At 72.6% G+C, this 21,205-nt stretch carries 20 protein-coding genes; 14 read left to right on the top strand and 6 right to left on the bottom strand.

Translation table 11 applies throughout. From position 1 onward, the window contains the following. Window positions 1-153 precede the first annotated feature (153 nt). Together J3A75_RS23370 and J3A75_RS23365 are read left to right on the top strand one after the other, a co-directional pair. Complete coding sequence (locus J3A75_RS23370; protein WP_070999945.1) at window positions 154-759, top strand: sulfite oxidase-like oxidoreductase; 606 nt, start codon at window positions 154-156, stop codon at window positions 757-759. 28 nt (window positions 760-787) lie between these two features. After that, window positions 788-1,531 carry an FAD-binding oxidoreductase gene (locus tag J3A75_RS23365; RefSeq protein WP_244413106.1) on the top strand — a complete coding sequence of 248 codons (744 nt, stop codon included), beginning with the start codon at window positions 788-790 and terminating at the stop codon, window positions 1,529-1,531. A 167-nt stretch (window positions 1,532-1,698) separates the two neighbouring features. Here the strand turns inward: J3A75_RS23365 and J3A75_RS23360 are convergent, their stop codons facing one another. Continuing rightward, on the bottom strand, window positions 1,699-2,796 hold the full coding sequence (locus tag J3A75_RS23360) for a calcium:proton antiporter (protein ID WP_012320338.1): 1,098 nt from the start codon (window positions 2,794-2,796) through the stop codon (window positions 1,699-1,701). 336 nt (window positions 2,797-3,132) lie between these two features. Between J3A75_RS23360 and J3A75_RS23355 the strand changes: the two genes are divergently transcribed. Beyond that, window positions 3,133-4,884: a DEAD/DEAH box helicase gene (locus J3A75_RS23355; protein ID WP_012320337.1), complete on the top strand. Its 1,752-nt coding sequence runs from the start codon at window positions 3,133-3,135 to the stop codon at window positions 4,882-4,884. Window positions 4,885-4,936: 52 nt separating this feature from the next. On the opposite strand, the gene J3A75_RS23350 is transcribed toward J3A75_RS23355, so the two are convergent. Next, on the bottom strand, window positions 4,937-5,845 hold the full coding sequence (locus J3A75_RS23350) for a hypothetical protein (RefSeq protein WP_070999944.1): 909 nt from the start codon (window positions 5,843-5,845) through the stop codon (window positions 4,937-4,939). A 288-nt stretch (window positions 5,846-6,133) separates the two neighbouring features. Between J3A75_RS23350 and J3A75_RS23345 the strand changes: the two genes are divergently transcribed. The 7 genes from J3A75_RS23345 (at window position 6,134) to J3A75_RS23315 (ending at window position 11,502) form a co-directional block, all read left to right on the top strand. Continuing rightward, complete coding sequence (locus tag J3A75_RS23345; protein ID WP_063111717.1) at window positions 6,134-7,615, top strand: ATP-binding protein; 1,482 nt, start codon at window positions 6,134-6,136, stop codon at window positions 7,613-7,615. Then, complete coding sequence (locus J3A75_RS23340; protein ID WP_012320334.1) at window positions 7,612-8,286, top strand: response regulator; 675 nt, start codon at window positions 7,612-7,614, stop codon at window positions 8,284-8,286. Before J3A75_RS23345 ends, J3A75_RS23340 begins: the two co-directional genes overlap by 4 nt. Before the next feature lie 3 nt (window positions 8,287-8,289). Continuing rightward, window positions 8,290-8,982: a thiaminase II gene (gene tenA / locus J3A75_RS23335; protein ID WP_012320333.1), complete on the top strand. Its 693-nt coding sequence runs from the start codon at window positions 8,290-8,292 to the stop codon at window positions 8,980-8,982. Between the two features lie 16 nt (window positions 8,983-8,998). Then, entirely contained in the window at window positions 8,999-9,787 is a 789-nt protein-coding gene (locus tag J3A75_RS23330) for a DJ-1/PfpI family protein (RefSeq protein WP_206614581.1), read from the top strand. Window positions 9,788-9,900: 113 nt separating this feature from the next. Beyond that, window positions 9,901-10,362, top strand: a complete 462-nt coding sequence (locus J3A75_RS23325) for a TerB family tellurite resistance protein (RefSeq protein ID WP_024829341.1) — start codon at window positions 9,901-9,903, stop codon at window positions 10,360-10,362. A gap of 15 nt (window positions 10,363-10,377) precedes the next feature. Further along, window positions 10,378-10,782 (top strand): CidA/LrgA family protein, encoded by a 405-nt coding sequence (locus tag J3A75_RS23320; protein ID WP_012320330.1) that lies wholly within the window; start codon window positions 10,378-10,380, stop codon window positions 10,780-10,782. 3 nt (window positions 10,783-10,785) lie between these two features. Further along, window positions 10,786-11,502, top strand: a complete 717-nt coding sequence (locus J3A75_RS23315) for an LrgB family protein (protein ID WP_012320329.1) — start codon at window positions 10,786-10,788, stop codon at window positions 11,500-11,502. 3 nt (window positions 11,503-11,505) lie between these two features. On the opposite strand, the gene J3A75_RS23310 is transcribed toward J3A75_RS23315, so the two are convergent. Further along, window positions 11,506-12,603: an NAD(P)/FAD-dependent oxidoreductase gene (locus J3A75_RS23310; protein WP_209650783.1), complete on the bottom strand. Its 1,098-nt coding sequence runs from the start codon at window positions 12,601-12,603 to the stop codon at window positions 11,506-11,508. 303 nt (window positions 12,604-12,906) lie between these two features. Between J3A75_RS23310 and J3A75_RS23305 the strand changes: the two genes are divergently transcribed. Continuing rightward, window positions 12,907-13,314 carry a MucR family transcriptional regulator gene (locus J3A75_RS23305; RefSeq protein WP_024829343.1) on the top strand — a complete coding sequence of 136 codons (408 nt, stop codon included), beginning with the start codon at window positions 12,907-12,909 and terminating at the stop codon, window positions 13,312-13,314. A gap of 41 nt (window positions 13,315-13,355) precedes the next feature. Here J3A75_RS23305 and J3A75_RS23300 read toward each other — a convergent pair whose 3' ends face one another. The 3 genes from J3A75_RS23300 to J3A75_RS23290 all read right to left on the bottom strand — a co-directional run bounded on the left by J3A75_RS23300 (window position 13,356) and on the right by J3A75_RS23290 (window position 17,688). Next, window positions 13,356-16,028, bottom strand: coding sequence for an MGH1-like glycoside hydrolase domain-containing protein (locus J3A75_RS23300; RefSeq protein WP_059408351.1), 2,673 nt, complete (start codon window positions 16,026-16,028; stop codon window positions 13,356-13,358). Window positions 16,029-16,145: 117 nt separating this feature from the next. Continuing rightward, the gene (locus tag J3A75_RS23295; RefSeq protein WP_059408350.1) at window positions 16,146-16,928 is read right to left on the bottom strand and encodes a fumarylacetoacetate hydrolase family protein; all 783 of its coding nucleotides are present in this window, start codon (window positions 16,926-16,928) and stop codon (window positions 16,146-16,148) included. Window positions 16,929-17,022: 94 nt separating this feature from the next. Next, on the bottom strand, window positions 17,023-17,688 hold the full coding sequence (locus J3A75_RS23290) for an HAD-IA family hydrolase (protein ID WP_024829346.1): 666 nt from the start codon (window positions 17,686-17,688) through the stop codon (window positions 17,023-17,025). A gap of 198 nt (window positions 17,689-17,886) precedes the next feature. Here J3A75_RS23290 and trpA point away from each other — a divergent pair, with 198 nt between their 5' ends. From trpA to J3A75_RS23275, 3 genes are all read left to right on the top strand, one after another. Continuing rightward, window positions 17,887-18,726 carry a tryptophan synthase subunit alpha gene (trpA, locus tag J3A75_RS23285; RefSeq protein ID WP_070999941.1) on the top strand — a complete coding sequence of 280 codons (840 nt, stop codon included), beginning with the start codon at window positions 17,887-17,889 and terminating at the stop codon, window positions 18,724-18,726. An 80-nt stretch (window positions 18,727-18,806) separates the two neighbouring features. Continuing rightward, the gene (gene accD, locus J3A75_RS23280; RefSeq protein WP_012320322.1) at window positions 18,807-19,703 is read left to right on the top strand and encodes an acetyl-CoA carboxylase, carboxyltransferase subunit beta; all 897 of its coding nucleotides are present in this window, start codon (window positions 18,807-18,809) and stop codon (window positions 19,701-19,703) included. Window positions 19,704-19,711: 8 nt separating this feature from the next. Continuing rightward, on the top strand, window positions 19,712-21,037 hold the full coding sequence (locus tag J3A75_RS23275) for a bifunctional folylpolyglutamate synthase/dihydrofolate synthase (RefSeq protein ID WP_070999940.1): 1,326 nt from the start codon (window positions 19,712-19,714) through the stop codon (window positions 21,035-21,037). Window positions 21,038-21,205: the final 168 nt, after the last annotated feature.

Genomic DNA, 21,205 nt, shown 5'->3' with positions numbered 1-21,205 from the left:
CCCCCTGAAAGCAGGCGATTCGTGCCGATCGATCGGCACAGAGCTGCTACCACACCCGAGCTTTGGGGCGTTTGTTCGGCCGCACGTGCCGGCTTGACGTGAGGTGCTCCGCCGCACCAAACCCAGGGGCGAGCGAGAGGAGCGGCGACCGTCATGGTGACACGGGGCTTCGTCGGACGCAGGCAGCCGCCCGAGACTAGCGCGCGCCTGCCGCCGGGTCAGTATCTGACCGACGACTTCCCGATCCTCCAGATCGGTCCCAACCCGACCGTCGACATGGCGACGTGGCGGTTCACGCTGCGCGAGGGGTCCCGGCCGATCAAGGCGTGGAGCTGGGCGCAGTTCGAGGCGCTGCCCCGCACCACCTGGCACGGCGACATCCACTGCGTCACCAAGTGGTCGAAGTTCGACACGACCTGGGAGGGCGTCAGCTTCGACGACATCCTGGCCGATGCCGGGATCTCCGCGCCGACGGGCTACCTCCTGGCGGAATCCCACGACGACTACACCACGAACGTGCCGGTGGCCGACCTCGTGGGCGGCCGCGCCCTCGTGGCGACGCGCTACGAGGGTCAGCCGATTCATCCGGATCACGGCGGCCCGGCGCGGCTGTTCGTGCCGCACCTCTACTTCTGGAAGAGCGCCAAGTGGGTGAAGGGCCTCCGGTTCACCCAGACCGACACCGCCGGCTTCTGGGAGCTGCGCGGCTACCACATGTACGGGGATCCCTGGCGTGAGCAGCGCTACATCGGTGACTGAAACGGTGGCTGAAGCGGTGCCTGGCGCGGTGACGGACAGGGAAGCGGACCCGGCGATCGAGCCCATCGTCTTCCGCTGGCACGAGGCGGAGATCGCCGCGATCGCGCCGGTCACGCCGCACGTGAAGAGCGTCCGGCTGCGCTGCGGACTCGCCGAGGCCTACCGGGCCGGGCAGCACGTCGATGTCCGGCTCACCGCGGAGGACGGCTACCAGGCGCAGCGCAGCTACTCCATCGCCTCGGCGCAGGACGGCAGCGGCACCCTGGAGCTGATGATCGAGGGCCTGCCGGACGGCGAGGTCTCGGGCTGGTTCTCGCACTGCGCCGAGGTCGGCGACCGGGTCGAACTGCGTGGGCCGATCGGCGGCTCGTTCTCCTGGGACGGACCTGACGGCGGGCCCCTGCTCCTGGGCGGCGGCGGCTCCGGCGTGGTACCGCTCCTGGCGATGCTGCGGCGGCGGGCGCAGAACTGGCGGGCGATCCCGGCGGCGCTGATCTACTCGGCCCGCACCCGCGCGGAGGCGATCGCGGTCGCCGAGCTGGAACGGCTCGCCGAGACGGACCCCAACTTCTCCCTGCATCTCGCCACGACGCGCGAGCCCGGCGGCAGGCGGATCGACGCGCCCCTCGTCGCCGACGCCCTCGCGCGGATCGGGGCACCCGGGAAGGTGTTCCTCTGCGGCTCGAACCGCTTCGTGGCCGCGGCCTCCGACCTGATCCTGGCGCAGGGCGTCGCGCCGGGCCTGATCCGGACCGAACGCTTCGGCGCCTGAAGGCGCCGCGATCTTCCGCATCGGAGGGGACGTCGGCGCGGTCGTCCCGCGAGCGGAGCGATCCGGACGGTGCCACCCCCGTCGAGGCCGCGCTGCCCTGGATCGCTTCGCTGCGCTCGCGATGACGGAGAGGGGCGCGTCCACCGAGGGTACAAACGAACAGCCTGTCAGGGGCTGAAGATCAGCACGAGGTAGACGAAGAACAGCACGAGGTGCACCGCGCCCTCGAGCACGGTGGTGCGCGAGCCGGAGAAGGTCTGCGCGCTGAGGATCAGCGTCACGGCGAGCAGGGTCATCTCGGTGGGCTTGAGGCCCAGCACCACGGTCTGGCCGGTGAGCAGCCCGATAGTCAGGATCGCCGGCACGGTGAGGCCGACCGTCGAGGTGGCCGCCCCCAGGCACAGGTTGATCGCCCGCTGGAGCTCGTTGCGGGCCACCGCCTTGAGCGCCGAGATCCCTTCCGGCGTGAACACGATGGCGGCGATCAGCACGCCGCCCAGCGCCGTCGGCGCGCCGAGGGCGGCGATGCCGTGGTCGAGGATCACCGCGAGGCTCTTGGCCAGGATCACGATCGGCACGACGTTGGCGAGCAGCAGGCCGATATGCTTGGCGACGCTGCCGCCCGAGACCGGATCCGCGCCGTGCGACGGCTCCGTCGCCTCGGGGACTTCCGCGTCGATGAAGAACTCGCTGTGGCGCCCGGTCTGGATCAGCAGGAACACGCCGTAGAGGGCGAGGGTGAACACCGAGAACGTCACCGCCTGCAGGGTCGTGAGGGTCCCGTCGCTGGTAGAGCTCGTGAAGTTCGGGATGATCAGCGCGATGGTGGTGAGCGGGATGATCACCGACAGGAAGGCCGAGGCACCCTGGAGGTTGTAGCGCTGCTGGTGGTGGCGCAGGCCGCCGACGAGGAGGCCCAGCCCGACCACGCCGTTCAGCACGATCATCAGCACCGCGAACATCGTGTCGCGGCCGAGCGTCGGCGCGTCCTTGGCCGACAGCATCACGGCGGAGATCAGCGCCACCTCGATGATGACGATGGCCAGGGTCAGGACCAGGGTGCCCAGGGGCTCGCCGAGGCGGTGCGCCAGCTCCTCGGCCTCGTGCACCACGCCGAAGGCCGCCCAGACGATCACGCCGAGCAGCCACGCGAACAGGCTCCCCGCGAACAGGGGGTCCGACAGGTCTCCGAGCCAGCCCTTGCCGAACCACGCGAAGGCGAGAACCGTCGCCCAGGCTACCGCCACCCGCAGAGCTGCCATCATGATGAACGTCTACTCCGGCCGGATCGCGTCGGGGCTGCGATGTACGAGACTCGACCGTGCCTTAGCAGGTCGCAGCACCGGTGTCGGCCTCGGTGTCGGCCTCCCGGCCGCGCGGCGACCGGGTGGGCGGCCGATCGTCGGGCGTGGGATCGTCGTGAGCCGCACCCGCCGCGCCGCGGATCGAGCGCGCGCAACCGCCCCATGCTGCAACGGGAGTGGTCAGTCGGCGCGCTTGGCGCTACCTTCCAGGCACCCGAATAAAGTCCGGCGCCTGATTCCCCCGCCGCGCGATGGCGCGCTGCCGGGCGCGGCACGGCCGTTGAGAGTTCCCGAAGCTTGCCTTTCCCGACCCTGCCCGCCCCCCTCGCGCGGGCCTTGAGCGACCGCGGCTACGCCGACCCGACGCCGGTCCAGGCCGCCGTGCTGGAAGCCGCCGCCGGCTCCCGCGACCTCCTCGTCTCGGCCCAGACCGGGTCCGGCAAGACCGTGGCCTACGGCCTCGCCATGGCCAGCATGCTGATCGGGGAGGCCGACCGGCTGCCGCCCCCGGCGGCGCCCCTCGCCCTGGTGATCGCCCCGACCCGGGAACTCGCCCTGCAGGTCCAGCGCGAGCTGTCCTGGCTCTACGGCCCCGCCGGCGGCCGCGTCGCGGCCTGCGTCGGCGGCATGGATCCGCGCCGGGAGAGCCGGATGCTCGCGGAGGGAACCCACATCGTGGTGGGGACGCCGGGCCGCCTCCGCGACCACCTCGAGCGCCGCAACCTCGACCCGACGGCGCTGCGCGCCGTGGTCCTCGACGAGGCGGACGAGATGCTCGACCTCGGCTTCCGCGAGGACATCGAGTTCATCCTCTCGGCGACGCCGCCGGAGCGGGCCACGTACCTGTTCTCCGCGACCCTGCCGAAGGGCATCGAGGCCCTGGCCGAGCGCTACCAGCGCGACGCCCTGCGGCTCGCCATCAAGGGCGAGACCCGCGGACACGCCGACATCGCCTACCGGGCGGTGCGGATCATGCCGCGGGAGACCGAGCACGTGGTGCTCAACCTGCTGCGCGAGGCGGACGCCAAGACCGCGATCGTCTTCTGCAACACCCGCAACGCCGTCCGGCACCTCCAGGCCAGCCTGACCGAGCGGGGCTTCTCCGTTGTGGCGCTGTCGGGCGAGCTGGGCCAGGGCGAGCGCAACGCCGCGCTCCAGGCCCTGCGCGACGGTCGCGCCCGCGTCTGCGTCGCGACCGACGTGGCAGCCCGCGGCATCGACCTGCCGTCGCTCAGCCTCGTGATCCACGCGGACCTCCCGCACGACGCCGAGGTCATGCAGCACCGCAGCGGCCGCACCGGCCGCGCCGGCCGCAAGGGGACCTCGGTGCTGCTGATCCCCAATTCCCGGCGGCGCCGGGCCGAACAGATGTTCGCCATCGCCAAGGTGAGCCCCGAATGGTCGGGCCCGCCCTCGGCCGACGAGATCCGTCGGCTCGACGGCGAGCGCATGCTCTCCGACCCGCTCTTCGCCGAGCCGCCGGCCGAGGAGGACGTCGCGCTGGCCGAGACGCTGCTCGCCGGCAAGAGCCCGGAGGAGCTCGCCGCGCTCCTGGCCCGGGTGTACCGCACCCGCCTTCCGGCGCCCGAGGAAGTCAGCGATCCGGGCGAGGGCCGCGCGCCCCGCGGCGAGCGGCCGCCCTACGACCCGATGGACCCGGAGCGGATCGCCGCCATGGGGCCGGCGGTCTGGTTCCGGCTCAACCTCGGCCGCCGCGACAACGCCGACCCGCGCCGGCTGCTGCCGATGCTGACCCGCCGGGGCGGCATCGGGCGCCAGGAGATCGGCGCCATCCGGATCTTCGACCGCGAGACCAAGTTCGAGGTGCGGGGCAACGCGGCGGCGCGCTTCGCCGAATCCTTCGCCCGCAACGGTTCGCCGGAGATCCAGGTCGAGGCGCTGGCGGGCGACGGGGCGCCGGCCGAGCGCAGGGGCCCGCCTGCCGGGCCGAAGGGGTTCGCGAGCCCGCGCGCCGGCAAACACCAGCGGAAGGTCGAGCGCACCGGGCCCAAGGGCGACAAGGCCGGGCGCCAGACGGGCCGGGCCTGAGCGCCGGGCCGCGTGAGCCGTCCGGCCCCGTTATCGGGGCCGGCGCGGCGGATCAGAAGACATTCTTGACGGCGTCGCCGAGGGCGTCGACGCTCTCCTTCAGCTTCCGCCCGGCTGGTGCCAGGGACGGAAGCTTGATCCCGAGCACCTCGGTGTCCTCCGCCTCGGCCGGCTCAGCCTGGGCGACGGTCGCGGTCGGGACGCCCTTCGCCTTGTCGGCGGTCCGCGTCGGCGCCGGCGTCTTGCGGGCCGCCGCCTTGGGCGCGGGCTTCTCGCTGCGCTCGGGCTTGTCGGACCGCTCGGCCTTCTCCGCACGCTCGGTCTTCTCAGCGCGCTCCGCCTTCTCCGCCCGCTCGGCCCTGTCCAAACGTTCGGTGCTCTCCACCACAGGCGCCGGCTTCGGTGCGGCCGGCTCGACGAGCTCGCGGGCGCGGACCGTCTCGGAGGCCCGGGGCGTCTGAAGCGCGGCCGTGCGGACCGGCACCAGCGGCGCGACTTCCCGCGCGGCCGTGACAGGCGTGACGGGAGTCGGGACCGGGATGCGCTGCGTCGGCGCGACGGGGGCCGCGGCGACCTTCGCGGGCTGCGGGGCGGGCGCGGGTGCCTTCGGGGCAGGCGTGATCGCCGCGAAGGCTTCCGGCAGCGACACCATCCTGAGCGCCGGCGTCTCCGGCTTGGCGGGCTGCGCCGGGGCGGCGGCCGCCTGGACGGAGCCCTTGATCGCGGGCAGCCCGTCCTTCAGCTCCGGCCAGTCCGCGGCCTGCCGGGACGCGACGATCTTGACGGGTGTCGGGGCCGCGAGCCCGGCCATCACCGTCGAGGCGGCGACGCCGAAGCCGACAAGCGCGCTCGCGCCGGCCACGCCGAACAGCACGACCTTGAGATTCAGCGACGGCCCGGGCTTGGCCGGCGACATCCGGTCGGGCCGGGTCTCGGACGGGTCGAGGTTGAGATCGATCATAGGCCGGGGTCCCTGACACGATACACGCCGCGCGCGACCGGGCTCCCCTTCACCGGCCGCCACACCCCGAGGATTCGAAGGTGGTTCGACTCTCGTGGCGATAGAGGAGCTGCAATACGGCGCAATGATGTCGGTCCGAATTGCCTGCCCAGCCAGTCCTGGCGCGGCTATCCACAAGATTACGCCGTGCCGCTTAAGATTCGGTGTTCGGGCCGTTGGCGCCGGTGCGGGCGGTGCGGCCCGAGCGCGTTCGGGCCGGCAGCCCGCGCGCCGCCCGCCGCGGGCACGATGGACTTCGCCGGCGCGGTCGCTATGCGTCACCGCGTGGATACCCGCCCGAACCTGCCCCCGCGTTCCGAGACGGCCGCCGCGCCGGACGGTCTCCGGCTCCGCCGCTGGCCCTGGTCGGCGTGGTCCACCCGCGCGCGGCTCGTCGCGGTGGTCCTGCTCATCGACGCCTTCGCGGCCGTGATTTCCTGCGCGGTCATCGTGCTGAACGCCCGGTCGGCGGTGCGCGTCGAGACCCGCGCGTCACTCGCCACCGTCGAGTCTCTGGTGGCCGACACGATCCGCCTGTCGGACACAGCCGCGCCCGACACGCTGCTCCAGACCCTCGACCTGCGCTTCAAGGTCCTGCGACACGTCCGGGTCGCGGTGCTCGACGCGGACGGCGACCAGGTCGGCCGGCCGCTGCCGCCCCCGCGCGCCGACCGGGAGGCGCCGCACTGGTTCGCCGACCTGATCATGCCGCCGATCGAGCGCCACGTCCTGCCGATCGTCGTCAACGGGCATCGGCTCGGCACGGCGCAGATCACCACGCAGCCGATGGACGAGATCGACGAGATCTGGGGCTACGCCCGGGCGCTCTCGCTCACCACTTTGGCGATCAACGCCGCGATGCTGATCGCCCTCTACATCGCGCTGGGCCGGATCCTCGCGCCGCTGCGGCGGCTCGGCGCCGGCCTGACCCAGCTGGAGCATCACGACTACACCGCCCGCCTGGAGCCGCCCGGCGCGCGGGAGCTGGCGGTGATCGCCGAGCGGTTCAACAAGGTCGCCGAGGCCCTGGGCGAGGTCCGGGCCGCCAACGGCCGCCTCAACCGCCAACTCCTGACCGCGCAGGACGACGAGCGCCGCCGGACGGCCCTGGAGCTGCACGACGAGTTCGGCCCGTGCCTGTTCGCCCTGGAGGCGAACGCGGCCTCGATCGGCCGCATCGCCTCCGGTGCGGCCGAGCCGAGCCGCGAGAAGCTCGCCGCCCGGGCGGCCGAGATCAGCGCCATCGTCGGGCAGGTCCAGACCGTCAACCGAGAACTCCTGAACCGCCTGCGACCGCACGGCCTCGGGCAGGCGCCCCTGTCGACCTGCCTCGACCTGCTCCTGCGCGGCTTCGGGCAGCGCCATCCCGGCATCACCTTCGCGGGCCGGTTCGACGGGCTGGCCCGGGGCTACGGCGACCTCGTGGACCTCACGGTGTTCCGCTGCGTGCAGGAGAGCGCGACCAACGCCGTGCGGCACGGCGCCGCGACCCGGGTAGAGGCGGAGGCGGCCGAGACCGGCGGCCGGATCGACCTCACCATCCGCGACAACGGCACCGGCATCCCGCCGGAACACGGCACCGGCCTCGGTCTGTCGGGGATGCGCGAGCGTGTGGAGGCCCTCGACGGCACCTTCGCCCTTGACAATGCCGGCCCCGGGGCGATCGTCCGGATCACGATCCCCGTTCCGCCTGACCGGGGCGACGAGAACAACACCGCGCCGAGCGCATGAACGCCATCGCATCCCAGATCGACGCCGCCGCCACCCGCCTGCCGGTCCTCGTCATCGATGATCACCCCATCGTCCTGCAGGGCTGTCGACGGGTGCTGGAGGATTCCGGCGTCGAGACCATCGCGGAGGCGACGACCGTCGTCGGCGGCTACCGGATCTTCCACCGGCTCCGCCCGCCGGTCGTGATCTGCGACCTGACCTTCCAGGGCAGCGGCATGGCCGGGCTCGGCCTGATCCGGCGCATCCGGGCGGTCGCACCCGAGACGCGCATCCTGGTCTTCAGCATGCACAACGACCCGGTGATCGTCGCCCGCGCCCTCGAGGCGGGGGCCCTCGGCTACGTCCTCAAGGACCACGCCTCGGCCGAGCTGTTCGAGGCCTTCGCCAAGGTCCGCGTCGGCGAGGTCTACCTCGACCGGCGCCTGGCGACCGAGGTGGCGATGCTGCGCGCCGATGCCCGCCGCGCGCCGGAATCGCAGCTGACCCCCCGCGAGCAGCAGATCCTGGCGCGCCTCGCGCAGGGGCGCTCCTACGGGGCCATCGCGGCCGACCTGTCGGTGAGCTACAAGACCGTGACCAACGCCTGCTCGCAGATGCGCCAGAAGCTCGGCGTGCGCACCCTCGCCGAGCTGATCCACGTCGCCGTCACCCACGCGCAGCGGCAGGGCTAGGCCGTGGCGTCCCCCGGACTGGCGGGCGCCCTGGGCGCCTTCTCCCAGGAGGCCTGGGCGCGCAACGCCGCGGCCTACGAGACCATCCGGTCGATGCCGTTCAATGCCGAGCTCGCCGCCGGCACGCTGCCGCAGGACCGGTTCCGGCACTACATCGTGCAGGACGCGCACTACCTGATCGGCTTCGGCCGGGCGCTGAGCCTCGCCGCCGCGAAGGCGCCGGATCCGGACACGATCGTGCAGTTCTCCCGCGCCGCGCAGGAGGCGATCGTCGTCGAGCGCGCCCTCCACGGCGGCTTCTTCCGCGACTACGGCATCGGGCCGGAGACCTTCGCGGCGACGCCGCTGACGCCGGCCTGCGACCACTACGTCTGCTACCTCGTGGCCACCGCCTACGCCGAGCCCTACGCGGTGCTCTGCGCGGCCCTGTTGCCCTGCTTCTGGATCTACAAGGCGGTCGGCGACGATATCTTCGCCCGCGCGGCGCCCGACAACCCGTACCGCGCCTGGATCGACACCTACGCGGGCGACGAGTTCGCCGCGGCGGTCGCGGCCATGATCGCCGCCACCGACCGCGCGGCGCTGGACGCGTCGGAGGGCGAGCGCGCGCGGATGCACCGGGCCTTCACGCAGGCCACCCGGCTCGAGTGGCAGTTCTGGGACAGCGCCTACCGCGACGCGGCCTGGACCCTGTGAGCCGCCCGGCGCGCCCGTGACCGCGCCGGAGACCCGCCGCGATCTCGTCGCGGCCGCGCTCGCGGCCGCCCTGGCCGCGCCGCTCCGTCCGGCCCTGGCGGCCACCGTCGGCAATCCGGCGCCGGTCCCGCCGGACCGTCCCGTCCGGATCGCCATGCTGGTCTATCCCGGCCTGACCGCGCTCGATCTCGTGGGGCCGCAGACCTTCCTCGCGGGCCTCGCCCCCGGCAGCCTCCACCTCGTCGGCGCAGAGGCCGGTCCGGTGACGAGCGACACCGGCCTCACCCTGGTGGCGACCCACGGCTTCGCGACCTGCCCGGCGGATCTCGACGTCCTGTTCGTCCCCGGAGGCGACGGCACGCCCGCGCAGATGGGCAACGCGGCGCTCCTGGCGTTCCTGCGCGACCGCGCCGCCCGGGCCGGCTGGATCGCCAGCGTCTGCACCGGATCGCTGATCCTCGGCGCGGCGGGCCTGCTGCGCGGCTACCGCGCGACGTCGCACTGGTGCGTGCGCGACGCGGTTCTGCCGCTCCTCGGCGCCCGGCCGGTGGCGGAGCGCGTCGTCTTCGACCGCGACCGCGTCACCGCGGCCGGGGTCTCGGCGGGGCTCGATCTCGGGCTGGCGCTCGCCGCGCGCCTGCGCGGGGACGCCTACGCGCGCACCGCGCAGCTCGTCGCCGAGTACGCCCCGGCACCGCCCTTCAGTGCCGGCACCCCCTTCGAGGCCGGGCCCGCCACCGTGCGGACGGCCGAGGCGATCCTCGCCCCGCTGGTGACGGGGGCGGAGGCCGCAGCCCGCACGTGAGCGCTGCGCCGGCGATGCAACCGCGCCACGGTCCGGCGCGACGTGCGGCGGCGTCCTTGACGGCGCGCCGCCGTGGCCCGAACTGTTGCGGTGCACGATCCCCCGGAGCCGCCATGTCCCTGATCGCACGCCTGCGCGCCTACGCGGCCGAGGCTCTCGGCGTCGGCACGCAGGAGGCCGTGGATGAGACGCATCTGGCGGCCACCGCGCTCCTCGTCCACGTCGCCCGCGTCGACGGCATCCTGGCGCCGGCCGAGAGCGAGCGCCTCTCGCGCCTCGTGCAGGGCCACTACGCCGACGGTCCGGACGCGGCGCGGGCGCTGATCGAGCGCGCCGCCGCCATGGACGCGGAGGTGCGCGACGTGGCGAGCCTCGTGGAGATGATCCCGCACGAGGCCGACCGGTCCGAGCGCGAGGAGCTGCTGACCATGGCGTGGTCGGTCGCGGCGGCGGACGGCCACGTCGACGAGTTCGAAGAGGCCCTGGTCGAGCGCCTCGGCCGCCTGCTCGGCTTCGACGAGGCCGCCGTCGCGGCGGCCCGGCGCAGCGGACAGCAGGGCGTCGCGGCCGCCTAGCCCCGGCCGCCCGCAATGATCGCCAGTCTGGCCCTGATCCTGCTCGCGCAGCTGCTGGGCGAGGCCCTCGCCCGCGGCGCGGGCGTTCCGATCCCGGGCCCGGTGATCGGCATGGGCCTGATGTTCGCGTTCCTGCTGCTCCGCGACAACGCCCGCCTCGGACTGCCGCGCGTGCTGCCGAAGCCGCTCACCGACGGCACGCTCGAGACGACCGCGCGCGGGCTGCTGATGAACCTGTCGCTCCTGTTCGTTCCCGCGGGCGTCGGCGTCGTCGGCCGCCTCGACCTGCTGCGCGCCCAGGGCGCCAAGCTGGCGCTCGTGCTGGTCGTCTCGACGGCGCTGTCGCTGCTGGTCACCGTCCTGGTCTTCCGCGCCGTCGCCGCCCTGGTCGAGCGCCGCGGCACCGACGGGGAGTCCTGACGCGTGGGCGGCGACTTCTCGCTCTGGGTCTACCTCGCCAAGACGCCGCTCCTGTGGCTCACCGTGACGCTGACCGCCTACGTCCTGGCGGACCGGATCGCCGCCGCGACCGGCCGGCACCCGATCGCCAACCCCGTCCTCATCACGGTCGTCCTGGTCGGGGCGGTCCTGGCCATCACCGGCACGCCCTACGGGGCCTATTTCGAGGGCGCGCAGTTCGTCCACTTCCTGCTCGGACCCGCCACCGTGGTTCTGGCGATGCCCCTCTACGAGCGGCGGGCGACCGTCCTGCGTGCCCTCGCGCCCATGCTGGCGGCCCTCGCGGCCGGCTCGGCCACCACCCTCGCCGTGGTGATCGGCCTCGCGCGGCTCCTCGACATCCCGCAGCCGATCCTCGTCTCGCTGGCGCCGAAATCGGTGACCTCGGGCGTGGCGATGGGCATCGCTGAGGCGCTCGGCGGCGACCCGACGCTCACGGCGATCCTGGTGATCCTCACCGGCATCATCGGGGCGATCCTCGTGACGCCGATGATGAACCTCCTGCGGATCAGCGACATGCGCGCCCGCGGCTTCGCGGCCGGGCTCGCGGCCCACGGCATCGGGACGGCCCGCGCCTTCCAGGTCAGCGAGGTCGCCGGCACCTTCGCGGGCATCGCCATGGGGCTCAACGCCTTCCTGACGGCGGTCCTCGCGCCCCTGGCGCTGCACCTGCTGTTCTGAGGCTCAGGCGTCCAGCCGGTCGGCCACCGCCTCGGCGAGCGACAGGCTGGAGGTCAGGCCCGGGCTCTCGATCCCGAACAGGTGCACGAGCCCCGGCAGGCCGTGCTCGGCCGGCCCGTCGATCCGGAAATCGGCCGCCGCCTCGCCCGGGCCGGTCAGCTTCGGCCGCAGGCCCGCGTAGTCCGGATACAGCGCGCCGTCGGGCAGGCCGGGCCAGTAGCGCCGGATCGCGCCGTAGAAGGCCTCCGCGCGCCCGGGATCGACCCGGTAGTCGAACCCGTCGACCCACTCCACGTCGGGCCCGAAGCGGGTGCGGCCGGCGAGGTCCAGGGTCAGGTGGATGCCGAGGCCGCCGTCGATCCGGGGCGCCGGGTAGATCAGGCGCGAGAAGGCCGGCTTGCCGGTGCAGCCGAAGTAGTTGCCGCGAGCGAGGCGCAGCGTCGGCACGCGCTCGGCCGGGTAGCCCTCCGTGCGGGCGGCCAGGGCCGGCGCGCCGAAGCTCGCGGCGTTGACCACGGCGTCGAAGGCCATCGTGCCGGGCTCGGCTCCGCCGAACGCGGCCTGCCACTGACCGGCCCGCCGGCTCAGGTCCTCGACGGGCGTGCGCAGGGCGAGCGCGCCGCCGTGATCCTCGATCTCACCGAGCAGGGCGAGCATCAGCGCGTGGCTATCCACGACGCCGGTGCGCGGCGAGTGCAGCGCCACGGTGCAGGCGAGATTCGGCTCCAGCCGGCGGGCGGCGCTCCCGTCGAGGATTTCGAGGCCCGGGACGCCGTTGGCCTCGCCCTGGCGGCGGATCGCCGCGATCTTCTCGGCCTCCCCGTCGTCGGACGCGACGATCAGCTTGCCGCACGCGCGATGCGGAACGCCGTGACTCGCGCAAAAGTTGTATAGCTGCCGGGCGCCCTCGACGCAGTGGTGCGCGCGCTCGGATCCGCCCGGGTAGTACATGCCGGCGTGGATCACCTCGGAGCTCCGGGACGAGACTCCCGTGCCGAAGGCGTCCTCCGCTTCCGCCACGATGACGGCGTGCCCGCGCAGAGCGAGCGCCCGCCCGGTGGCGAGCCCGACGACGCCGGCTCCGACGACCAGGACCTCCATGTGTTCGCGTTCTCCAGCGCGCCCGGACGGGCAGGTGAGTCCTCAATACCGCACTTGAGCCGGAACAACGACGCGCCCGTTGATTCGTCGTTGACCCTAAATCTCAATCCTAAGTAGAAATATCGGCGCGATAAATGCGCGGCTCGGTTGTAGCGACGGCGGACGGGCGCATAATAAGCCCATCCGCCGCCTCCGGCCGGAGCCGAGAACGTCTCAGGGACATGCACCGGCCGTCGGCGGCGAAGAGCCCGACGGAAACCGACGAGCGCCACATCCGAAACACGTAGAATCGAGGTGACGACCATGCAGATGACATCGCCGAGCGTCGAACTCGCCGCAAAGATCCTGAGCGCCTACGTCACGCGCAACAGCGTCCCGGCGGGAACGTTGCCCGACCTGCTCTCCGAGGTACACCGCTCGATCACGGCTCTGGACCAGCCGGCGGAGCCGCAGGTCCGGCGGCCGACCGAGGCGCAGATAAAGGCCTCGATCCGGCCCGACACGCTCATCAGCTTCGAGGACGGCAAGCCCTACAAGGCGCTGCGGCGCCACCTGACGATGCGCGGCCTCACGCCCGAGGCCTACAAGGCCAAGTGGGGCCTGCCCGTCGATTACCCGCTGGTCTCGGCCGCCTACAGCGCCCGCCGCTCGACGATCTCCCGCCAGATCGGTCAGGGCCAGCGCCTGCGGATGCAGCAGGCCGCGGAGTGACGTCGCGTCGGTCGCCGGCGCGCCAGGCCGGCGACCGACCCTCACGGCCAGGGCGGAGTCTGCGCCTCGGCGGCGGCGGTCGCCACTTCCTGGATCATCAGGGCCACGAGCCCGGACCACCCGGTCTGGTGCGACGCGCCGACCCCGCGGCCGCTATCCCCGTGATAGTATTCGTAGAACAGGACGAGATCGCGGAAATGCGGGTCTTCCTGCTCGATCCGGCTGTCGCCGTAGACCGGCCTGCGCCCGTCCGGGCGACGGGTCGAGAGGCTGATCAGGCGCCGTGACAGGTGGGCGGCGATCTCCCGGAGCGCGTAGGTCCGGCCCGACCCGGTCGGCGCCTCGACGCGGAAGTCGGGGCCGTAATAGTCGTGGAAGCGGTTCAGCCCGGCGATGAGCAGGTAGTTGACCGGCATCCACACCGGGCCCCGCCAGTTCGAGTTGCCGCCGAACAGGCGCGAGCGCGACTCGGCCGGCTCGTAGGCGAGCCCCAGGTCCCGCCCGTTCCACGCGAAGCAGAACGGCTCGTCCGCGTAGACGCGGGACACGGCGCGCAGCCCGTAATCCGACAGGAACTCGTTCGGGTCGAGGGCGCGGTGGAGCAGGGCCTTCAGCCGGTGCCCGCGCAGCAGCGACAGCAGCGCCGTCTGACCCTCGCCGGGCTCGTTCCAGCGCGAGACCAGCGTCGCGAGGTCCGGGCGGTTCTTGAGGAAGAACACCATCCGGCTGCGCAGGGACGGCAGCCGCGCGAGGTCGCACTCATTGATCACCGCCACCGCGAAGATCGGGATCAGGCCGACCATGGTCCGGGCCCGGATCGGGAGGCGCTGGCCGTCGCGGGTCTCGATCACGTCGTAGAAGAAGCCGTCCGGCTCGTCCCACACGCCCGCGCCGGTGGCGCCGGCGATGAGGAGGAAGTGCTCGAAGAACTTCTCCGCCATGTCCTCGAAGGTCGGGTCGTCGAGGGCCAGCTCGATGGCGATCCGCATCAGGTTCAGCGCGTAGGTCGCCATCCAGGCGGTCGCGTCGGACTGGGTCAGCGTGGCGCCGTCTCCCACCGGCTTCGACCGGTCGAAGATGCCGATGTTGTCGAGGCCGAGGAACCCGCCCTGGAATAGGTTGCGGTCGTCGGAATCCTTCCGGTTCACCCACCACGTGAAGTTCAAGGTGAGCTTGTTGAAGATCCGCTTGAGGAAGGCGTGGTCCGGCTCGCCGGTGAGGGCCCGGTCCAGCTCGAACACCCGCCAGGCGGCCAGCGCGTGGACCGGCGGATTGGCGTCCCCGAAGCCCCATTCGTAGGCCGGCAGCGCGGCGTTCGGGTGGGTGTAGGCCTCGTCGACCAGGAGCAGGAGCTGGTTCTTGGCGAAGTCGGGATCGATGAGCCCGAACACGATCGCCTGGAGAGCAAGATCCCAGGAGGCGAACCAGGGGTACTCCCAGGCATCCGGCATCGAGATGATGTCGTTGGCGCGCAGGTGAGCCCAGTCGCTGTTGCGGCCGTGCCGCCGCTCCGGCGCCGGAGCGGGCTGCGCCGGGTCGCCGGCGAGCCACTCGCGCACGTCGTAATGGTAGAGCTGCTTCGACCAGAGCATGCCGGCGAGCGCCTGCCGCTGCACGAGCCGCATCTCTGGGTCGGCGATCGGCGCCTGGAGCGCCCCGTAGAAATCGTCGGCCTCCGCCTCGCGGGCGGCGAAGACCGCGTCGAAATCCGCGAAGGGCTCGCCCGGCGCGGTCTCGGCGCGCAGGCGCAGGCGCACGCTCCGCGTCTCGCCCGGGCCGAGATGCAGGTCGTAGCGGGCGGCGCACTTCGTGCCGGACAGCGCGTTGACGGCGGCCCGGTCGCCGCCCACGACGCGGCGGTCGATGCCGTCCTTGTAGAAGCCCTCGGCGGGGCCGCTGCCGAACAGCCGGTGCGTGTTCGTCTCGTTCTCGGTGAACAGCAGGTCGCCCGCGCCCTCGGCGAAGAAGCGGAAGGTCGGCATCTCGGGGTGGCGCGCCCAGACCGAGCCCTCCGACCCGGCCATCAGTTCCGGCCTCGGCGTGCCCTGCTTCCACGACCACGTGTTGCGGGCCCAGAGCTGCGGCAGCAGCGTCAGGTCGGCGGCGTCCGGGCCGCGATTTGTGGCGGTGACCCGCATCAGGATGTCGTCGGGCGCGGCCTTGGCGTAGGCGATCTCGACGTCGAAGTAGCGGCCCTGGTCGAACAGGCCGGTATCGAGGAGCTCGAATTCCGGGTCGTCGAGGCCGCGCCGCGCATTCTCCTCGACCAGGGACTCGTAAGGGAATGCCGCCTGTGGGTACTTGTACAGCATCCGCATGAAGGCGTGGGTCGGGATTCCGTCGAGGTAGTAGTAGAGTTCCTTGACGTCCTCGCCGTGGTTGCCTTCCTGGTTGGTCAGGCCGAACAGCCGCTCCTTCAGGATCGGGTCGCGCCCGTTCCAGAGCGCCAGGGACAGGCACCAGTTCAGGTGGCGGTCGCCGAAGCCGCCGATCCCGTCCTCGCCCCAGCGATAGGCGCGGGACCGGGCATGGTCGTGGGGCAGGTAGTCCCAGGCGTCGCCACCCGGGCTGTAATCCTCCCGCACCGTGCCCCATTGCCGGTCGCTGAGATACGGCCCCCAGCGGCGCCACGCCGGATCGGAGCGTGCCTCCACGAGACGGCGTCCCTCGGCGGTGTCGAAGAGGTTCGGCGGCACGCCGTCGGGCTTGGTCATACGCGCGCTGCTCCTGCCCCCGCGGATCCGTACGGGATAGAGCCGCGCCGCCGGCAGGGAAAGTCGTCGTCCCGCCGGCGCCGCGTCGCCGCGGGGGGAGCGTCAAACGATGCGGGATCAGACGATGCGGATCGACAGGTCCGGCAGGCCCGCGATCGAGCCCGCGAGCACGTCCCCGCGGACGACCGGCCCGACATTCTCGGGCGTCCCGGAGAAGACGATGTCGCCGGCCTTGAGCTCGAAGGCCCGCGACAGCTCCGCGATCTGCTCGGCCACCGACCAGATCATCTCCGACAGGTCGGCGTCCTGCCGCACGGTGCCGTTCACGGCGAGCCGGATGCGGCCGCGGGTTGGATGCCCGGCCCGGACGACGGGCAGGATCGGCGTGATGGGCGCGGAACGGTCGAAGCTCTTGCCGATCTCCCACGGCTTCTTCTGGTTACCCATCCCGCGCTGGAGGTCCCGGCGGGTCATGTCGAGGCCGGTGGCGTAGCCGTAGACGTGGTCGAGCGCCTGCGCGGCCGGGATGTCGCGGCCGCCCGACTTCAGCACGGCGACGAGCTCGATCTCGTGGTGGTAGTTCTGGGTCAGCGACGGGTAGGGATGCTCGGCGACGCCGCCCGCCACGACCTGCACGGCATCCGCCGGTTTCTGGAAGAAGAAGGGCGGCTCGCGCGACGGGTCGGAGCCCATCTCGCGGGCATGGGCCGCGTAGTTGCGGCCGATGCAGTAGATCCGGCGGACCGGGAAGACCTGCGACTCGCCCAGGATCGGGATGGTGGCCTGCGCGAGCGGGAACAGCGGGTCCGGCTGCGCCTCGGCGGCCGCGGCGGGGCCGAGGCCCGCGGCGGCGCCGGCGGCGACCGCCCCGAGCACGCGGCGTCGATCGATCGTTGCCATGCCTCTGTCCCTTCACCGCGATCCGTGCGCCGCATGCGGGCGATACGACCGGGCGGGACCGGCCGCCAGCGGTCCGCGGCCGGGATGGAAAGGCTCAGGCGGTCCGTGTCACCCGGATCCCCTCCGCCGCGGCCGCGACGCGCAGCCCGGTGTAGTCGGCAATCGTGGGATGATTGGTCCTCACCGGCTCGTGATGGGTGGCGGTGACGACCACGACGGCCGCATCCGCGGCCTCGGCCGCACGGATGCCGGCCGGGGCGTCCTCGAACACGAGGCAATCCGCCGCCGCGACGCCGAGGCGTCCGGCCGCCAGCAGGAAGCAGTCCGGCGCGGGCTTGCCCCGCGCTACGTCCTCGGCGGCCACGAGAAGGTCGGGGACCGGCATGCCGGCCGCCGCGAGGCGGCGCTCCGCCAGCCGCCGGGGCGCCGAGGTGACGATCGCCCAGCGGTGGCGCGGCAGCGCCTCCAGGAAGGCCCGCGCCCCCGGGATGGCCACGATGTCGTCGACATCCGCCATCTCGGCCTCGGTGATCGCGGCGGCCTCGGCCACGGGATCGACGCCCGGCAGGTTCAGCCGCCGGATGGTCTCGACCGACTGCACGCCGTGGATCGTCGGCAGGAAGGACGCCGCGTCGAGGCCGTGCGCCTCGGCCCAGCGCGACCAGATCCGCTCCGCGGAGGCGATCGAGCTGATGATCGTCCCGTCCATGTCGAACAGGAGCGCCGCCAGGGGGCGCGACGGGAGGGCTGACTCGGGCATGGGCGAGGGCTAGGCCGGCGCCGCCGTCCCGGCAACCGGCCCGCGCGCATGGCCGCGTCTCGCGGGCGGCCGGGCCTCCGGGACGCCTTCGCCCGGGGTCGCCGCGGGCCCGCCCGCTTCACGGGCCGATGCCTTTGGTGTAGCGCGGGTGCAACCCCGGGCCGTCGGCGGCCCTGCAGAAGCGAATATCGACCGACCATGCCGAGCCGCATCGACGCCACCTTCGCCCGCGCCCGCGCGGAGAACCGGTCCGTCCTCGTCACCTACGTGATGTCCGGCGATCCCGATCCCGAGACCTCTCTGGAGGTCCTGAAGGCGCTGCCGGGCGCCGGCGCCGACATCCTGGAATTCGGCCTGCCGTTCACCGACCCGATGGCGGACGGCCCGGCGATCCAGGCCGCCGGCCTGCGGGCGCTCAAGGCGGGCCAGACTGTGTCGGGCACCCTCGACCTCGTGCGCCGCTTCCGCGCCGGCAACGACACCACGCCCGTCGTGCTGATGGGCTACTACAACCCGATCCACACCTACGGCGTCGACCGCTTCCTCGACGACGCGGTGGCGGCCGGCATCGACGGGCTGATCGTCGTCGATCTCCCGCCCGAGGAGGATGCCGAGCTGTGCCTGCCGGCCCTCGGCAAGGGCCTCGCCTTCATCCGCCTCGCCACGCCGACGACCGACGAGCGGCGTCTGCCGGCCGTCCTCGCGAACACGGCGGGCTTCGTCTACTACGTGTCGATCACCGGCATCACCGGGACGGCGACACCGGATTTCGGCAAGGTCTCCGAGGCGGTCGCCCGCATCCGCCGCCACACAGACCTGCCCGTCGTCGTGGGCTTCGGCGTCAAGACCGGCGCGCACGCCGCGGCGATCGCCAAGGGCGCCGACGGCGTCGTGGTCGGCTCCGCGCTGGTGGACGCCCTGGTGCGCTCCCTCGACGGCGAGGGCCGGCCGCAGGCCGGAAGCGTCGGGGCGGTGACCGAGCTGGTGCGCGAACTCGCCGCGGGCGTGCGGTCGGCGGGCGTCGGGCGGGCCGCCTGACGGGCGGGCCGGGCACCCCTGGCGGCGGCGCGCGCCGCACCTGATATCTGCGCGGGCTTGAAGCGGACGGACGCGAGTCGATGGTCGAACCGATGAACTGGATCTCGGAGGTGGTGCGCCCCCGGATCAAGACCTTGTTCAAGCGCGAGACGCCCGAGAACCTCTGGGTCAAGTGCCCGGACACGGGGCAGATGGTCTTTCACAAGGAGGTGGAGGCCAATCACTGGGTGATCCCCGGCTCCGAGCATCACCTGAAGATGGGCGCCCAGGCGCGCCTGAAGATGATGTTCGACGAGGGTACCTGGATCGACGTGGCCCTGCCCGAAGTCGCCCCCGACCCGCTGAAGTTCCGCGACGAGAAGCGCTACGTCGACCGGCTCAAGGAGGCCCGGGCCAAGACCGGCCTGCAGGACGCGTTCAAGATCGGCTTCGGCCGGGTCGGCGGCCTGCCGATGACGCTGGCCGCGCAGGAATTCGGCTTCATGGCCGGGTCGCTGGGCATGGCGGCGGGCGAGGCCTTCGTGCGCGGCGCCGAGACGGCTCTGGAGAAGCGCACGCCCTACGTGCTGTTCGCGGCCTCCGGCGGCGCGCGGATGCAGGAGGGCATCCTCTCCCTGATGCAGATGCCGCGGACCACCGTGGCGGTGCGCCGGCTCAACGCGGCGCGGCTCCCCTACATCGTGGTGTTGACGAACCCGACCACCGGCGGCGTCACCGCCTCCTACGCGATGCTGGGCGACGTCCACCTCGCCGAGCCGGGTGCCCTGATCTGCTTCGCGGGACCGCGGGTGATCGAGCAGACGATCCGGGAGAAGCTGCCGGACGGCTTCCAGCGGGCGGAGTACCTGCGCGAGCACGGCATGGTCGATCAGGTGGTCCACCGGCACCAGCTCAAGGAGACGATCGCGCGTCTCTGCAGTCTCCTGACCAACGTGTCCCAGGCCGGCGCACCGGCCGCGGCCTCCGAGGCGGCCTGAGCCCGGCGATGGCCTCGTCCGACGCCCTGATGGCGCGCTTCCTGGCGCTCCACCCCCGCACCATCGACCTATCGCTCGGCCGCATCGAGCGGCTGCTCGCGCGGCTGAACCATCCGGAGCGCCGCCTGCCGCCCGTGATCCACGTGGCCGGCACCAACGGCAAGGGCTCGACCATCGCGTTCATGCGGTCGATCCTGGAGGCCGGCGGCCTGGCCGCCCACGTCTACACCTCCCCGCACCTCGTGCGATTCCACGAGCGGATGCGCATCGGCGGGATCGGCGGCGGGCACTTCGTGGACGAGGACCGTCTGGCCGACGCCTTCGCGCGCTGTGAGGGCGCCAATGCCGGCGAGCCGATCACGATGTTCGAGATCACCACGGCCGCGGCGTTCCTGCTCTTCTCGGAGAGCCCCGCCGACGTGCTGCTCCTGGAAGTCGGCCTCGGCGGCCGGCTCGACGCCACCAACGTGATCGACCGGCCGGCCTGCGCGGTGGTGACGCCGATCGGCCGCGACCATGCCGAGTATCTCGGCGACACGGTCGAGTCGGTCGCGACCGAGAAGGCCGGGATCTTCAAGCGCGGCTGCCCGGCGGTGATCGCCGCCCAGGACTACGCCGAGGCCGACGCCGTCCTCTGCCGGCGCGCGGAAGCCGTCGGTGCCGGGCCCGTGCTGGTCGGTAATCAGGACTTCTCCGTGCACGAGGAGCGCGGCCGGCTCGTCTACCAGGACGAGACCGACCTGTTCGACCTCCCGCGGCCGCGCCTCGCCGGGCGCCATCAGCTGGTCAACGCCGGAACGGCGATCACCGCGCTGCGCGCCGCCGGGTTCGGCGATATCGGGACGGCGGCCCTGGAGCGGGGGCTGACCGAGGTCGAGTGGCCCGGCCGGCTGCAGCGTCTCGGGCGCGGCCGACTGGCCGCCCAGCTCGATCCCGGCACCGAGCTCTGGCTCGACGGCGGCCACAACATCGACGGCGGCCGGATCCTCGCCGCCGCCATGGCGGATCTCGGCGAGAAGAGCGACGTGCCGCTCGTCCTCGTGGTCGGCCTGCTCGGCACGAAGGACGCCGACGGCTTCCTGCGCAACTTCGTGGGTCTGGCCCGGGCCCTTGTGGCCGTTCCGATCACCGGAACGATGGCCGCGCGCCCGGCCGAGGAGGTCGCGCGGATCGGCGAGGAGGTCGGCCTCTCGACCTACGCGGCACCGAGCATCGAGGCAGCCCTCGCCCTGGTGCGGGACATCGCCTTCGAGCGCCCTCCGCGGATCCTGATCTGCGGATCGCTCTACTTGGCCGGCATGGTTCTCGCCGCCAACGACACGCCGCCGGTCTGAGTCGTCTCCAGTCTGGCGACTCCCCGTGCGCCGGCTGTATCTAGTGGCCGGCACGCCGGACACCTGTGCAATTCGGATTCTGCATTCGAAAATCCGTCGAATCGCCGCAATCGCCCGGATGGAGACCCGCCCACGGCCACGCTTTCCTCCCGCTGTGGCAGCTAAGCT

The sequence above is a fragment of the Methylobacterium sp. PvP105 genome (genome assembly GCF_017876975.1).
In the GTDB taxonomy this organism is placed as follows: domain Bacteria; phylum Pseudomonadota; class Alphaproteobacteria; order Rhizobiales; family Beijerinckiaceae; genus Methylobacterium; species Methylobacterium radiotolerans.
Note: the sequence above shows the minus strand (reverse complement) of the source record. Positions and strands in the feature narration are given on the sequence as shown.